The following is a 14,011-nucleotide window of genomic DNA, read 5'->3' as shown; positions in this document are numbered from 1 at the left end:
GGTTGGAAATGTTTCTGGCAGTTCCGCATGTGCAGCCGGCCCGCTGCAGCCGGACAGACAGAGGAACAGGGCCGCCAGGAAGAACGCCCATCTCATAGAGCGGCCCCCATGGCGCGGGCCTGGGACAGGGCGGGAGAATCCTGTATCTCTCCAGCCCCGGTGACGCCGCAGCCGCAGACAACCCCTTGCAGGGTGGCCTTGGGAAAACAGGCAAGCCAGCCCTCCAGACCGTGGAGCGCACCATCCACAGCCTGGGGAGCTGCCTCTGCAGCTGCGGCCAAAAGATAAACTGCCCGGAAGGCGTATTCTCCAGAAAAAAGAGGATTGGTCCGGTCCAGAAGGGTTTTCATCTGTCCAGACATTTCGTAGAAATAGATGGGGGTGGCAAAGACCAGCACATCGGCGGTACGCATTTGCGATAGAATTTCTGCCATATCATCCTGGAGAACACAGCCTGGCGTCTCTTGACAGGAGAGGCAGCCCAGGCAGAAGTGAAGGGATTTGTCCCGAAGAGAACAGTGGCTTACCGTATGCCCGGCAGAGCGGGCCCCTTCGGCAAAAGACGCCGCCAAGGCATCGGAGTTGCCGCCCTGGCGGGGGCTGGTAGAGAGAATCAGCACGCGTTTTTTCATTGGAGTTCCTCCTCTGTCAGCGGACGCAGCAGACGGGCGGGGACCCCGGCCACCACGGTGTTGGGGGCGACGTCCTTGGTGACAACGGCGCCGGCGGCTACAATGGCACCGTCACCGATGGTGACCCCAGGGAGCACCGTGGCGTTGGAGCCGATCCAGACCCGATCACCGATGACGATGGGAGCTGGGTGGAGCCAGGCGCGCCGGGCGGGCGCGGGGTCGTGATTCAGGGTGGACAGCACCACGTTATGTCCGATGAGGACGCCGTTGCCGATGGTAATGCCCCCTTGGTCCTGGAACCGACAGCCGGCGTTGAGAAAGACCTCTTTCCCAAGGGAGAGGTTCTTCCCGCAGTCGGTGGTAAAAGGGGGGAACAAGGTGAAGCTTTCGTCCACCGGTTTGCCGATGAGCTGGGAGAACAGGGCGCGGATCTCCTCGGGAGGATGGTACCCAGTGTTCAGCATGCCGGTGATGGCCAGGGCCTCCTGGCTGAGCTGGTGCATGAACTGATGAACGGGAGAGCCTCCCTCCACGGGGAGACCCCGGTTGAGATGATCTAAAAACGCTGGTAAATCCATGGATAGGTTCCTTTCTGGTGGTTTGTCAGTAGGATAGCAGAGGGAAGAAAAAATAGCAAATACCCATAAAAAATAGTAAGATATGCTTGATAAGCATGGAAAAAGGTGATACGCTGACCCAGAACAGAGAGGAGGACAAGCCTGTGGAACTACGGGTTCTGCGCTATTTTTTGGCGGTGGCCCGCATGCAGAGCATTTCCGCTGCTGCGGAAGAGCTTCACATCACCCAGCCGACTTTGTCCCGGCAGCTGATGGAGTTGGAGGAGGAATTGGGGGCAAAGCTCTTTGACCGGGGGAGGAAGAACCGGCGGGTTGCCCTGACAGAGGCGGGCAAACGTCTGCACCGGCAGGCGGAGGAGATTGTGGCCCTGGCAGACAAGACGTTGCGTTCCTTTCAGGCGCCCCAGAAGGAGATCAGCGGAGAGATCGCCATCGGCGGCGGGGAGACAGACGCCATGCGTCTGGTTGCCCGGGCCGCCCGGGCCTTGACCCGGGAACACCCTAACATTCGCTATCACCTGTACAGCGGCAACGCCGAGGATGTCACGGAGCGGCTGGACAAGGGACTGCTGGACTTTGGCATTCTGATTGAACCGGTCAGCCTGGAGCGGTACGATTATATTCAGCTGCCCGCTGCGGATACCTGGGGGCTTCTGATGCGCCGGGACCATCCCCTGGCCCGGAAGCAGGTCATTTGCCCGGGGGACCTGCTGGGGGTTCCCCTGCTGGTGTCCCGCCAGCGGATGGTGGACAACACTTTCTCCGGGTGGCTGGGCCAGAGTGTCCGGTGCCTGAGGCAGGTGGGCACCTACAACCTTATCTATAATGCGGCACGTATGGTGGAAGAGGGCGTTGGCTGTGCCCTGGCCCTGGACAAGCTGGTGAACACCGCCGGGACAGAGCTTTGTTTCCGGCCACTGACGCCGAAGCTGGAGAGCCGTCTCAATCTGGTTTGGAAAAAGGACCCGGTCTTTTCCCAGGCGGCAGAGGCCTTTTTGAAAAAATTTCAGGAAATGCGCCCAAGGGAATCGGCTGACAGGGGAGGAGGGGAGAGAATAGGGCCAAAGAAAGCTTGACAAAATTCCTTTTCTCATATACTCTATTTTATAGAGTAATCTTGAAAGGAGAGGTAAAAATGGAAAATAACCAGACCACCCGAACCATGGCCATGGAGGACCTGCATCTTATCCGTCAGGTGCTGGACCAGACGGCCACCTCGTTTCAGACCCTGGCGCCTGTCTTTTGGCGGATGGGGCTGGTGTGGCTGCTCTATGGGGTTCTGGCGTTTTTTGTAAACACCTCGGATTTTATAGGCTATTATTTTCCTCCTCTTGCGCTGCCCCTCAGCTTGTATGGGCTCCTCACCTGGGCCAAGGTGGTGCTGGTGGTCTATCTGCTGGTGCAGTGTGTGCTGTGGCAGAGGAGAAAAGGGGGCTTTGCGGCTCTGAGCGGGCAGCTGCTGGGGATTTGGCAGCTGTTCTTGGTGCTGTACCTTCTGCTGTTTGGCGTGGTAGAGGCGGGGCTTCGTTTTGTACCCAACCTGGGCATGGAGATGGGTGTCTTTGACATCATGACGGTGTGCATGGCCTTCCAGTGGTTTCTGCCGGTGATTTTTCCGGGGATGCCCCTGATAATCACAGGAATCCTGCTGCGGGAGAGGGGACTGTGGTGGTTGGGCGTGGGGATGGCCGTCTTGGGAGGAATTCTCTCCTTGGGCGGGATTCTGCTGACGGGCTATCCCCAGCCGGCGTCGCGGCAGGTGCTGCTTTCCATAGGGGCGCTGGGGCTGCTGCAGTATTTCTTCCAGCCCGCGGCGCTGCTTCTGCTGGCCCGCCGTCTGAAGCGGCGGCCGGAGGGGGCTTGAGACCATGGAACTGTCGCAGATTCCTGCTGCCCTGCAATCCCGTCTGCGGCTGTCGGTGATTGCGGCGCTGCTGTCTGGGCCCAAAAAGTTCCGGACCCTCCAGGACCTTACCGGGGCCACCGCCGGTAACCTGGGCAAACAGCTGGAACAGCTGGAGGAAGAGGGATACCTGGACAGCAAAAAGGAGTTCGTGGGCCGCCGGCCCAATACCACCTATCGTCTGCTCCCCTATGGGCGGGAGCAATTTACCCAGTATGTGGCCCTGCTGGAATCTCTTTTGGCCCAGGCAGAGGAGGAGAAGCCAGAGACGTAAAAGCTGCCGGAGCGAAACTTCGCTCCGGCAGCTTTTTTGGTTTGCGGTCAAACCGTCAGTTGGGAGAGGTCCACGGTGCGTCCGGTCCAGGTGAAATCGTAGGAGAGGTCCTGGGAGCGGACCCAGACCGGGGCCCCGCCGCCAGGGGCCTGTACTTTGGCCCAGCCGCCTGCGCGGGAGGACACGGATACCAGGCAGGGGTCTGAGAAGACGGAGACAGCCGAGGTATCCTCTGGGGTGAGATAACAGGGCGTGTCCGCGCCGACGGTTCCCAGGTTTGCCTGGGCAAACTGCCCGGGGTCTGTGCTGACAGCGGATTGCGGGAGGGTTCCCTCCAGGAAAGGCGGGTCCAATGCGGGCAGGATAACTTGGTAGTGGCTGCCTATGCTGCCCACGATCAGCACAACGTCCCCTTGTTTCAGGGGCTGCGCGTCCGCCAGGGGGATCATCTGTTCTGCGGGCGCACCGGAGGCGTCTGCGGTGTCGGTGGGGGAGAGACAAAAGGGCGTGGTGAGCTGGGCGTCTTTGATGAGCATGCCAGGGCGGGCCGTGTATTGGAGATGGGGCAGAGCTTGGAGGTCTGTGGGTTCCTGGGGCAGCGTGGTCTGGGGTCCGGAGGAACAGGATACCAGCCCGCCCAGGCACAGCACCGCCGCCAGCGCAATGGCGGGCAACATGCGTCCCCGCCGACGGGGAATGGGGGAGAAAAGATTGTGGAATCGTTGTTTCATCATGGAACTTCCTCCTTGCCATGGGGTGGACAGGGACGTAGTGGAGGCGGACGCAGTTTCCAGGGCGGCCAGAAGGGTCCGGGCGTAGGCGCGCCGCTGGACCGGGGAGGCGCCTGCCACCACCCGATTGTCGCAGGCCAGCTCCAAATCCCGGGCGGCCTGCCGGGCCATTTGATGGACCAGGGGGTTGAACCAGTGGACGGCCCGGGCCAGAAGGAGCAGAAGCTTGCACCACAGATGCCCCCCGGCCTGGTGGGCCAGCTCGTGGCGAAGAATCCAGATTAGCTTTTCCTGGTCAGCGTCCAGGGGAGGCAGGATGACCAGAGGATGGAGAAGGCCCAGCGTTATAGGGGAGGGGGCATTTTCGCTCACCACCAGGGACACGGGGCGAGCCAGGCCCATTTGGATGGCCAGGTCTTGGAACAGTGCTTGGAGCTGCGGGTCTGCTTCCCGGTGTTGCCGCCGAAGGATACGCCGCCGGAACCGGATATAGGCGATCCCCTGCCAGGCCAGAAAGCCCGTCCCGCCGGCGGCCCAAGCCAGTGCCGAGAGGTCCAGCCAGGTGGGAGACGCCGCAGCTGCCGCCTCAGAGGAGGTTTGATCACTGGCAGGTGCGGAGGGGGTGGAAACAACCGGTGCGGAGACCGCCTGGGTGGGCAGGGAGAGGTGAACCGGGGCGTCCTGGCCGGGCAGGGAGAACGGCAGCAGCAGCCGAAGGGCCAGCAGAGTCCAGAGCAGGCAGCGCCAGCGGGGCCAGACGGTTTTGCCTAAAACGGGGGAAAGGGCCAGGAAAACCGCCACGACCAGACCTGTGGAGAGGGAGAGTTCCAGCACGCTGGTGAACAGGAGATTAAGCACGCGCATCCTCCTCCAGATGATCCAGGTAGTCTCTTAATTCCTGCAGCTCCGCTTTGCCGATGGCACGACTGTCGTAGAGGCTGGCCACCAGGCTGGGCAGGGAATTGCCGTACAGCCGTGCCAGAAAGGATTGGCCCTCCTGGGCCTGGTAGGTCTGGGCAGAGAGGGTTGGGGTGTAGAGATTGGTGCGGGTGCTTCGGTCGCAGCGGACGAAGCCCTTTTCTCCCAAGCGGGACAGGGCGGTCATCAGGGTGGACAAGGCCCAGGTTCGATGGTCCCCCAGCTGCTGGAGAATCTGGCGGGCGGTCAGCGGGGCCTGGGCGGACCAAAGAATCTGCATGATCTCCAGCTCCGCCTCCCCCAGGCGCTTGCTGTGACGAGAGGGCATGGGATCACCTCCGGACAAAATTATCTTGGATGATAATATTATACAATGGTATAACGGTGAGGTCAAGGACATCCTTCACATCTTGTTCATGGAAATTTTTAGGTTCAGTTAAGCTTCCTCCGCTACCGTAAGAGGCGACGGGTCTCCGGACCCAGTGAACGGGAAAAGGAGGAACCTTTTTGATTGAAGTGAAAAATCTCACCAAGCGGTATGGCTCCCATACCGCCGTGTCCAATCTGTCGTTTCACATTGAAACAGGACAGATCTATGGCTTTCTCGGCCCCAATGGCGCGGGGAAATCCACCACCATGAACATTATGACAGGCTGCCTGGCGGCCACGGAGGGGGAGGTCACGGTGGGGGGATACGATATCTTTGAGGATGCGGCCCAGGCCAAGCGGCGCATTGGCTACCTGCCCGAGCGGCCTCCCCTCTACCTGGACCGGACGCCTTTGGAATACCTCGCCTTTGTGGGACAGGCCAAGGGCCTGACGGGGAGCGCCCTGGAGGAACAGATGCGCCGGGTCATGGCGGTTACCCAGATCGAGTCGGTATCCAACCGGCTCATCAAGAACCTCTCCAAGGGATACCAGCAGCGGGTGGGCATTGCCCAGGCCCTGCTGGGGGACCCGGAGGTGGTGATCCTGGATGAGCCCACGGTGGGGCTGGACCCCAAGCAGATCATGGAAATCCGGGCCCTTATCCAGTCCCTGGGCAAAGACCACACAGTGATCCTCAGCAGCCATATTCTATCCGAGGTGCAGGCGGTGTGTCAGACCATCCTCATCCTCTCCAAGGGACGGCTGGTGGCCTGTGACACGCCGGAGAACCTGGAGAAACGGTTTGCCGGCACCACCACCGTGGAGCTGACCGCGGAGGCCACGGCGGAAGAGGTCCGTGCCATTCTGGCGCCGCTGGACCACATTCTGGAGGTGACAACGCGGGAGGAGCCCCGGGGACGCTGCGGGGTGGTGCTGGAGACCGATGGAGAGGACGCCCTGTGCCGGGAAATTTTCTTCGCGTTCAGCCGGGCGCAGAAGGCCCTGCTGCGGATGACCACGGCCCAAACCAGCCTGGAGGAAATCTTCTTGGAGCTGACTGCGGAAGCCCCCGTGGTCCAGCTGCCCGGGGAAGGGCAGCGGCAGGACGGAGAGGAGGCAGAAGGATGAAAGCGGTCTTTCGCCACGAGCTGTCGTCCTATTTTACCGGGATGACAGGGTATGTGTTCGGGGCCTTTCTCCTGCTTTTCGCGGGGATTTATACCATGGCGGTCAATTTGAACGCAGGGCTGTCGAACTTTGAATATGTGCTGAGCAATCTGTCTTTTATTTTTCTGATCATTGTGCCCATTCTCACCATGCGGGTCATTGCCGAGGAGCGCCGGCAGCGGACAGACCAGCTGCTCTACTCCCTCCCGCTGTCCATGACCGGGGTGGCACTGGGAAAATATGCCGCCCTTTTGGTGGTTTTCCTGGTTCCCACGGGGATCATCTGCCTGTATCCCCTGGTCCTGTCGGCCTTTGGCTCGGTCTATCTGCCGCTGGCCTTCGGGACGGCGGTGGGCTTTTTCTTCCTGGGCGCGGCGCTGCTGGCCATTGGCATGTTTCTCTCCTCCATTACAGAGAGCCAGGGGGTGGCTGCCGGGCTGTGCTTTGTGGTGATGCTGGTGAACTACTTCATTTCTGATTTGGCGTCCTACTTTTCCGCCTCGGCGATGGCGTCTTTTTGGGCCTTTACGGTTTTGATTCTTCTGGTGGGAGGAATTTTCCGTCTAATGACCCGGAACAACGGGGTCTCCCTGGTCCTGGTGGGTATTTTAGAGGGCCTTTTGATCTTGGGCTCTGTCCTGGGCGGAGAGGACTTTGCCGGACTGTTTCCCAGTATGGTGGAAGGGCTGTCCCTGTTTGAACGGTTTTATCAGTTTGTAGATGGGGTATTTGACCTGACGTCGCTGGTCTACTTTCTGACGGTGATCGGGGTCTTTCTGTTCCTGACCGTGCAGTCCCTGGAGAAGAGGAGGTGGAGCGAATGAAGCTGCCGACGTGGAGGGGGAAACTGCCCCAGTGGAACGGGAAAAAAACCAGCAAGGACGCCTGGAAGGCATCTTTGCGGACCCGCTCCTTCCGGGTGGGGGGATACAGTGTGGCGGCGGCGGCCATTGTGGTGGTGATCGCCGTGGTGGCCAATCTGCTGGTCAACGCGCTGCCTGCCGGGGCGACGCAGTTTGACATCTCCGCCGGGTCTATGTTCACCATGTCTCAGGAGACAGAGCAGCTGCTGGATGGACTGGACCAGGACATCACCGTCTATTGGCTGGTGCAGAGCGGCCAGGAGGATGAGACCCTGGGAACTTTGCTGGACCGATATACGTCCCGCAGCGACCGTGTGACCCTGGAAAAACGGGACCCGGACGTGGACCCCAATTTTGTCCAGGAGTATGTGACGGGGACGGTTTACAACAACAGCCTGATTGTGGAGTCTGAGGCCCGGTACACCTACGTAAGCTATGAGGACATCTATACCTATGAGTACGGGGATGACGGGGCCTCTTACTACATGAACTTCGCGGGGGAGAGCGCCCTGACCAGTGCCATTGACTATGTGATCCGTGACACCCTGCCCAAACTGTACACGCTCACAGGGCATGGGGAGTCCGCCCTCAGCGCCAGCTTCCAGTCCGCGGTGGAAAAGCAGAATATGGAACTGGAGGAGCTCTCCCTGCTCACGGCGGAAGAGGTGCCCGAAGACGCGGACTGCCTGCTGATCTGTGGGCCGGAGAGTGACCTCTCCCAGGAGGAGAAGGAGGCCATTCTGGCCTACCTCCAGGAGGGCGGGGATTTGATCCTGCTCACGGACCCGGCCCAGACGGGGGAGGAGCGGCCCAATTTGGAGGAGCTAATGGCGGAGTATGGCATGTCGTCGGCCCAAGGGGTGGTGGTGGAAGGAGACCCCTCCCACTACGCTTTGGGGAGCCCAGTATATCTTTTACCCAATCTGGAGAGCCATACCATCACCTCGCCCCTCCAGGAGGGCGGGTACTATATTCTCATGGCGCTGGCCCAGGGACTGAAGCTGGAGGAATTCCCCCGGGAGGGCTTATCGGTGAGCCCGCTGCTGACCACCTCCGACGAGGCCTATTCCAAGCTGGCCGGATATGGCATGGAGACGTACCAAAAGGAAGAGGGGGATGAGGCGGGGCCCTTTGCCTTGGCCGCGGCGGCCACGGAAACCCTGGCGGACGGCACAGAGAGCCATGTGGTTTGGATTGCCTCCACGTCTCTGCTCAATGATCAATACAACCAGCAGGTCTCCGGCGCGAATCAGGATTTTTTCCTCAACTGTATGGGGTGGACCTGTGAAAAGGAGGAGGGAATCTCCATTCATGCCAAGACCATGACCACGGAATACCTCACCATGAGCGCCTCCACCGCCTCCCTGCTGACGCTGCTGGTTGTGGCAGTGTTGCCTGCGGGCTATTTAGCCTTTGGCCTTCGAATCTGGATCAGGAGGAAACGTCAATGACACGAGGAAGAAAGTTAGGGTTGCTGCTGCTGGCCCTGGCGGCGCTGCTGGTTTTGACCATTGTGGTTATGGAGCTGGCCCCGGACGGCGAGGGGACAGAGGAAGCGACTGCCGTTACAATTTTTACCCTGGACCCGGACCAGGTGACGTCTCTGACCTGGCAATATGAGGAGGAGACCATTTCCCTGGAGAAGGACCAGGAGAACAACTGGACCTATCCGGCGGACGCGGCGTTTCCCCTGGACCAGTCCTATCCGGATGCGATGGTGCAGGCCCTGAAGGAGATTCAGGCGGCCAAGACCATTGAGAATGTGGAGGACCTGAGCGAGTATGGCCTGGAGAATGCTGTCTGCTCCATTACAGTCCAGGGAGAGAAGGAATACCAGTTGGCCATTGGCGAGGAAACCGGGTTAGGGGGACAGCGGTATCTTTCTATTGGGGACGGCAATGTTTACCTGGTGGACGCCTCCTTGCTGGATACCTTTGCCCTGGGGCTGTATGACATTGTGGAAAAAGAGACCATTCCCTCCATGACAGACCTGCGCGGGGTACAGATCACCACCAACGCGGGCACGCTGGAGATGGAATACCAGGAGGACAGCGGCCTGGCATACAGTGACCAGTATACCTGGTTCTGGAAGACTGACGGGGGTTACACGGCACTGGACACGGACCTGGCGGAATCCCTGGTCCAGAACATCACCGGTCTGACCTGGAACAGCTGTGTGGAATACCAGGCGTCGGCGGACGATCTGGGGCGCTACGGCCTGGACAAACCGGCGGCCACGGTCACCGTCCGCTACACCGAGACCAGCCAAGTGGAGACCAACGAGACCGATGAGAACGGCGAGCCGGTTTATGAGACCCAGCAGACAGACAAGACCTTTGTTCTGGAGCTGGGGGACTATGATGGGGACACCTGCTATGCTCGTCTGGGCGGTTCCTCCATGGTGTACCAGGTGGATGGAACCCTGTGTGACGCTATTCTGGCCGCCAATGGGACGGATCTGCTGCCCCAAGATGTTATTTTGCTGGACTGGAGCCAGGTGACGGGGGTGGAGATCCAGTTAGATGGGGAGGCCTACACCCTGGAAAAGACGGTGCAGGAGACAACAGACGAGGACGGTGCGACGACGGAGACCTATGTCTACCAGCGGGACGGGAAGACCGTGGAGATTACAGACGCGCTGGACCGCCTTCAGGAACTGGAGCCCACGGGCAGTGATGCCAATGCGGCGGGAAATAAGACGGAGATCGTCTTCACCTTCCAGCAGGACAATGCGAGCTACCCTGCAGTGGAGCTGGCGTTCTACCAGTATGACAGCAGCAGCTGTCTGGTGGGCCTCAACGGAGAGACGCGCCTGCTGGTGGACCGGGACAGCGTGTTGGAGATTGTGGATACCGTGCGGGAATTGTTGACAGAGTAGGATAGGGCGCCAAAACCACAGCCGCAGGCCATTCAAACGATGGCTTGCGGCTGTGGACCATTGGGTTTTGCAGACAGTGGTGTTCTTCTTACAGATGCGCTGGCAACGGAAGCGCGCGGCAGTGCGGAAAGGGGGTTATCCTGCCGTTGGCCGGCGCAATGGTGTTTGCCGCTGCGGCACAATTTCTCGCAACACGTCGCCGATATCGCCATAGACACCGATGGATTGCGGTTTGATTTCTGCAGGAATATCTGCCTCTGACAAATTGACACAGGCGTATGTCGCATTTGCATTCTGATGTGTCATGTTCCAGAAGGGATACTTGATGATTCCTGGTGTATTTTCGCCAACGCCCAGTTCCAAGTATAGAATGTGCTGCCCCTTGTGCTGCCTTAAAAAATTTTGATACCTGTTTGCCGCTTTGTCCCAGCCTGCATCTTCCACAAAGGTGCTGTCGGCGCGGAGATTCATGGACATGGGTGCGCCGCAGAGCGGGCAATATGGCACCAATTCCGACGGAACCCGCATCGCTTTCTGTTCCCGCACCATTCTTTTGACAACCGTTTCGTTGTCATACGTGCGGTTATGGCAGGGCTTTGAGCATTGCCACAAACCATAATCTCCTTGCGTATAAAACAGTCTCTGCTTGTCAAATCCAGCTTTCTGAAAACAATGGTCTACATTTGTTGTCAGCACGAAGTAATCCTTGCTCTGTACCAGATGAAATAGGTTTTGATACACTGGTTTTGGTGGATTTTGATAGCGATTGATAAAAATATACCGGCTCCAATAAGCCCAGTGTTCTTCTAAGGTTTCGTAGGGATAGAAACCGGCAGAATACATATCTGAAAAGCCATATTTTGCAATAAAATCTGGAAAGTTCTCCTTAAAACGCCTGCCGGAATAGGAAAAACCGGCGGAAGTGGAAAGTCCTGCCCCCGCGCCGATGATGATGGCCTCAGCAGTTTGTATCGTTTCCCTTAGACGGGCAATGTCTTTCCAGTTTGCGTTTGTAGAGTTCATAGTCCTTGTCCTTAAAAACATTAAAAATCACCTTCAGGCGGTTTTGGTGTGTCTGCTGGTAGTGCAGTATGGTCTGCGTTGCAATTTCTGCGGCAAGCGCGTGAGGAAAATGAAATTCTCCTGTGGAGATACAGCAAAAAGCGATGCTTTTCAGATGATACGTTGCCGCCAGTTCCAAACAGGAGCGGTAGCAGCTTCGAAGCTGTTCGCAGTCTTTCTCTGTGACGGCTTCATGGACCGTTGGACCAACGGTGTGAAGAACATACTGACAAGGCAGATTATAGCCTTTTGTGATTTTTGCCCTTCCCGTTTCTTCTGGTTTTCCCTGCTTATCCATGATGCGGGCACATTCCAGACGAAGCTGCACGCCTGCAGCGGAATGGATGGCATTGTCAATGCAACCATGACAGGGAACAAAGCAGCCTAACATGGCAGAATTGGCAGCGTTTACGATTGCATCAACAGAAAGGCGGGTAATATCCCCTTGCCAGAGATAGATCTCCGGCTGTTCCTGAGATAAATCACCAAGGGATACAATCCCACGCTGCCTGTTCTCCTGTTGTAAATATTCGTCCTGTATGTCCGTAAAATCCTTTGAGACAGGCATGGGCGGACGCACGTTCATCAAAGCGCGAAGGAGATGTTTTTGTGCCTCTGTATCATGGGGGATGACAATTCCTTTGAAAGATTCTTCTTCGTTTTTCAAATAGTTGATTAAGAAAACACGCCGTTCTTTCTGTGTCATAATATCTCCCTTCTGTAAGAAAACCTCTGCCTATCCAGGAAGGACGTCAAAGGGCCCTCGACGGTTTATTCGGCGACGACGGAAATTCTCTGCTGGATATGATTCCCCTTTACCGCTTCATCGACCACAGCAATCGCATAATCTGCATAGCTGATAACGCTTTCCCCTTTGGCATTTCGGACCAATTCCTCCCCGCCCAGAATATATTTTCCAGTTTTTGCTCCGTCTGGCTGAAAATCCCCAGCAGGGCTGATGTAGGTCCATTTCACATCGTTTCTGGTCCGAAGATCTTCCAGGGCTTTTCCCATATGAGAGGCCAGCGGCTTGAATTCTGCCGGGAAATCTACCCCGTCCATGACCTGCGCGGTGTGCTCTGGGTTTACATATAAACTGCCTGCACCGCCTACGACAAGAAGTCTGGTGTCTTGACCGCTTAAAATGTTGCAAAGGTGGTTCAGGGACGTGCTGTGCTGGGGCAGTGTCTCCAGCGTCCATGTGCCGAAGGCGTCAATGACAACGTCAAAACCGGTTAAATCAGATGCTTTAAGATGGAACAGGTCTTTCTGTATCACCTGCTGTGTTGCGGACTGATTCTCACTGCGTACCACGGCGGTAACGTCGAGACCTCTCTCCACAGCCTCCCTCACAATCAGCGATCCTGCTTTCCCGTTTGCACACACAACTGCGATTTTCATACGAAAGATACCTCCATAGTTTTCTTGTTTTTATTTGCGGTTTGCTGTTCCCGCTTGCAGGATTATAATATATCCATTGGGATAAAAAGTGAAGTAAGCACTTTAATGTGCCGTAGTCACCAAAAAGAAACCATTGCGGAGAATACAGCGTTTTTGCAGGTGAAATGGCAAGACGGCATGGTGGAAACCAGGTTCCGATTGTTGGGGGACCATGGGCAGGTTCTGCTTATCAGAAATGAGCTGGGCAGGATGAAAAATGATTTGTGGGAGGCGTGTCTCCCAGGAAAAAGAATCACAGGAATGAGGTATCATCTCATTCCTGTGATTTTCTTTCTTACGTCCGCCCCAAACCACGCCGGCGCTGCTTTCGAAAGCAGGCATCACAGAGCCGGCCATGGTGATGGAGGGGGAGGGCGGTGCCGCAGAGGGCGCAGAAGCGAATGTTGTTTTTCAAACGGTGCAGGAGGATTTCGTTGATCTCCTCTGCGACCTCCTCCCGCCGGTCATAGAGGGCGTCCTCATCCACCGGGCAGCCAAAGGCTTTGGCAAAGGAGAAGTACAGGTCTAACTTCCGGCAATAGAGCTCCAGGTCCGGCAGGGTCCGGGGGCCCTCCTGGGGAAGCTCGGGCTGAGGAAGGGCCTCTCCCTGCTGATGGAGGCGGAGGAAGTGGAAGAAGAGCGCCCGCAGCGGTTCCTCAGTCTCGTCAAAGGGGATGTTGGCTGCCCGGAGCTCCTGCTCCTTGGTCAGTTGGAAGCCCTGCTCCCGGAGCTTGGAGATGATGGTAAGATACCGGGTGATATCCAGCTTGACATAGGGCTCCACCGTGGGCATCTTGTTCCACTCGGTGAGGACCTCCAACAGGTCGAAGTCCACCATGAGAACCAGGTCGGAAAACCCTGCCACCGCCTGCTGGAGGGGGGGAACCACGGTGTTCAGCCCGGCCCGGATGGCCCCTAAGTTCTGGGTGGCGCCCACATAGCCCTTGTCATACATGCCGTACCGGCCGGCCCGCCCGGCGATCTGCTGGATTTCCTCGGGCTTGAGGGCCCGGCGCTCTACCCCGTCGAATTTTTCTGTGTCCATGAACAAAATCCGGCGGATGGGAAGGTTTAAGCCCATGCCGATGGCGTCGGTGGAGACCACATAGTCCATCTGTCCGGCCAGAAACCCCTCCATCTGCTTGCGGCGGGTGGCGTAGGGGAGGGCGCCGTAAATGATGGCGGGGGCCTTCCCC

At 57.9% G+C, this 14,011-nt stretch carries 15 protein-coding genes; 7 read left to right on the top strand and 8 right to left on the bottom strand.

Going from position 1 to position 14,011, the window contains the following annotated elements; all coding sequences use genetic code 11:
* Positions 1–92: 92 nt before the first annotated feature.
* On the bottom strand, positions 93–632 hold the full coding sequence (locus DV520_RS10080) for a flavodoxin family protein (protein WP_117142628.1): 540 nt from the start codon (positions 630–632) through the stop codon (positions 93–95).
* Positions 629–1,210, bottom strand: a complete 582-nt coding sequence (locus DV520_RS10075) for a sugar O-acetyltransferase (RefSeq protein WP_117142627.1) — start codon at positions 1,208–1,210, stop codon at positions 629–631. Before DV520_RS10075 ends, DV520_RS10080 begins: the two co-directional genes overlap by 4 nt.
* 143 nt (positions 1,211–1,353) lie before the next feature.
* Here DV520_RS10075 and DV520_RS10070 point away from each other — a divergent pair, with 143 nt between their 5' ends.
* Genes DV520_RS10070 through DV520_RS10060 form a run of 3 tightly spaced genes read left to right on the top strand, consistent with a single transcriptional unit; the run spans position 1,354 to position 3,387 of the window.
* On the top strand, positions 1,354–2,286 hold the full coding sequence (locus DV520_RS10070) for a LysR family transcriptional regulator (protein WP_117142640.1): 933 nt from the start codon (positions 1,354–1,356) through the stop codon (positions 2,284–2,286).
* Between the two features lie 59 nt (positions 2,287–2,345).
* Positions 2,346–3,074 (top strand): hypothetical protein, encoded by a 729-nt coding sequence (locus DV520_RS10065; RefSeq protein WP_021919869.1) that lies wholly within the window; start codon positions 2,346–2,348, stop codon positions 3,072–3,074.
* Positions 3,075–3,078: 4 nt separating this feature from the next.
* On the top strand, positions 3,079–3,387 hold the full coding sequence (locus DV520_RS10060) for a transcriptional regulator (RefSeq protein WP_117142626.1): 309 nt from the start codon (positions 3,079–3,081) through the stop codon (positions 3,385–3,387).
* Between the two features lie 47 nt (positions 3,388–3,434).
* On the opposite strand, the gene DV520_RS10055 is transcribed toward DV520_RS10060, so the two are convergent.
* Together DV520_RS10055 and DV520_RS10050 are read right to left on the bottom strand one after the other, a co-directional pair.
* Positions 3,435–4,976, bottom strand: coding sequence for a M56 family metallopeptidase (locus DV520_RS10055; protein WP_165850089.1), 1,542 nt, complete (start codon positions 4,974–4,976; stop codon positions 3,435–3,437).
* A complete protein-coding gene (locus tag DV520_RS10050) occupies positions 4,969–5,364 on the bottom strand; it encodes a BlaI/MecI/CopY family transcriptional regulator (RefSeq protein WP_117142624.1) in 396 nt (131 codons plus the stop codon). Before DV520_RS10050 ends, DV520_RS10055 begins: the two co-directional genes overlap by 8 nt.
* Positions 5,365–5,552: 188 nt before the next feature.
* On the opposite strand from DV520_RS10050, the gene DV520_RS10045 reads away from it, so the two are divergent.
* From DV520_RS10045 to DV520_RS10030, 4 genes are read left to right on the top strand one after another with little or no spacing between them, the layout of a single operon-like run.
* On the top strand, positions 5,553–6,533 hold the full coding sequence (locus tag DV520_RS10045) for an ABC transporter ATP-binding protein (RefSeq protein WP_242984687.1): 981 nt from the start codon (positions 5,553–5,555) through the stop codon (positions 6,531–6,533).
* Positions 6,530–7,396: an ABC transporter permease gene (locus DV520_RS10040; RefSeq protein ID WP_117142622.1), complete on the top strand. Its 867-nt coding sequence runs from the start codon at positions 6,530–6,532 to the stop codon at positions 7,394–7,396. Before DV520_RS10045 ends, DV520_RS10040 begins: the two co-directional genes overlap by 4 nt.
* The gene (locus DV520_RS10035) at positions 7,393–8,886 is read left to right on the top strand and encodes a GldG family protein (RefSeq protein ID WP_117142621.1); all 1,494 of its coding nucleotides are present in this window, start codon (positions 7,393–7,395) and stop codon (positions 8,884–8,886) included. Before DV520_RS10040 ends, DV520_RS10035 begins: the two co-directional genes overlap by 4 nt.
* On the top strand, positions 8,883–10,313 hold the full coding sequence (locus DV520_RS10030) for a DUF4340 domain-containing protein (protein WP_117142620.1): 1,431 nt from the start codon (positions 8,883–8,885) through the stop codon (positions 10,311–10,313). Before DV520_RS10035 ends, DV520_RS10030 begins: the two co-directional genes overlap by 4 nt.
* A 135-nt stretch (positions 10,314–10,448) precedes the next feature.
* Here the strand turns inward: DV520_RS10030 and DV520_RS10025 are convergent, their stop codons facing one another.
* The 4 genes from DV520_RS10025 to DV520_RS10010 form a co-directional block, all read right to left on the bottom strand.
* Positions 10,449–11,336, bottom strand: coding sequence for an SIR2 family NAD-dependent protein deacylase (locus DV520_RS10025; protein WP_021919877.1), 888 nt, complete (start codon positions 11,334–11,336; stop codon positions 10,449–10,451).
* Positions 11,272–12,081 carry a protein-ADP-ribose hydrolase gene (locus tag DV520_RS10020; RefSeq protein WP_117142619.1) on the bottom strand — a complete coding sequence of 270 codons (810 nt, stop codon included), beginning with the start codon at positions 12,079–12,081 and terminating at the stop codon, positions 11,272–11,274. The genes DV520_RS10025 and DV520_RS10020 overlap by 65 nt, the downstream gene beginning before the upstream one ends.
* A gap of 65 nt (positions 12,082–12,146) precedes the next feature.
* On the bottom strand, positions 12,147–12,776 hold the full coding sequence (locus DV520_RS10015) for an NAD(P)-dependent oxidoreductase (protein WP_117142618.1): 630 nt from the start codon (positions 12,774–12,776) through the stop codon (positions 12,147–12,149).
* Between the two features lie 334 nt (positions 12,777–13,110).
* A partial coding sequence (locus tag DV520_RS10010; protein WP_277352352.1) for a helicase-related protein occupies positions 13,111–14,011 on the bottom strand: 901 nt, incomplete at its 5' end.

Origin of the sequence: Evtepia gabavorous, assembly GCF_003425665.1 — a bacterium.
Classification (GTDB): domain Bacteria; phylum Bacillota; class Clostridia; order Oscillospirales; family Oscillospiraceae; genus Evtepia; species Evtepia gabavorous.
The sequence above is the reverse complement of the archived record's forward strand: the minus strand, read 5'-3'. Positions and strand labels throughout refer to the sequence as shown.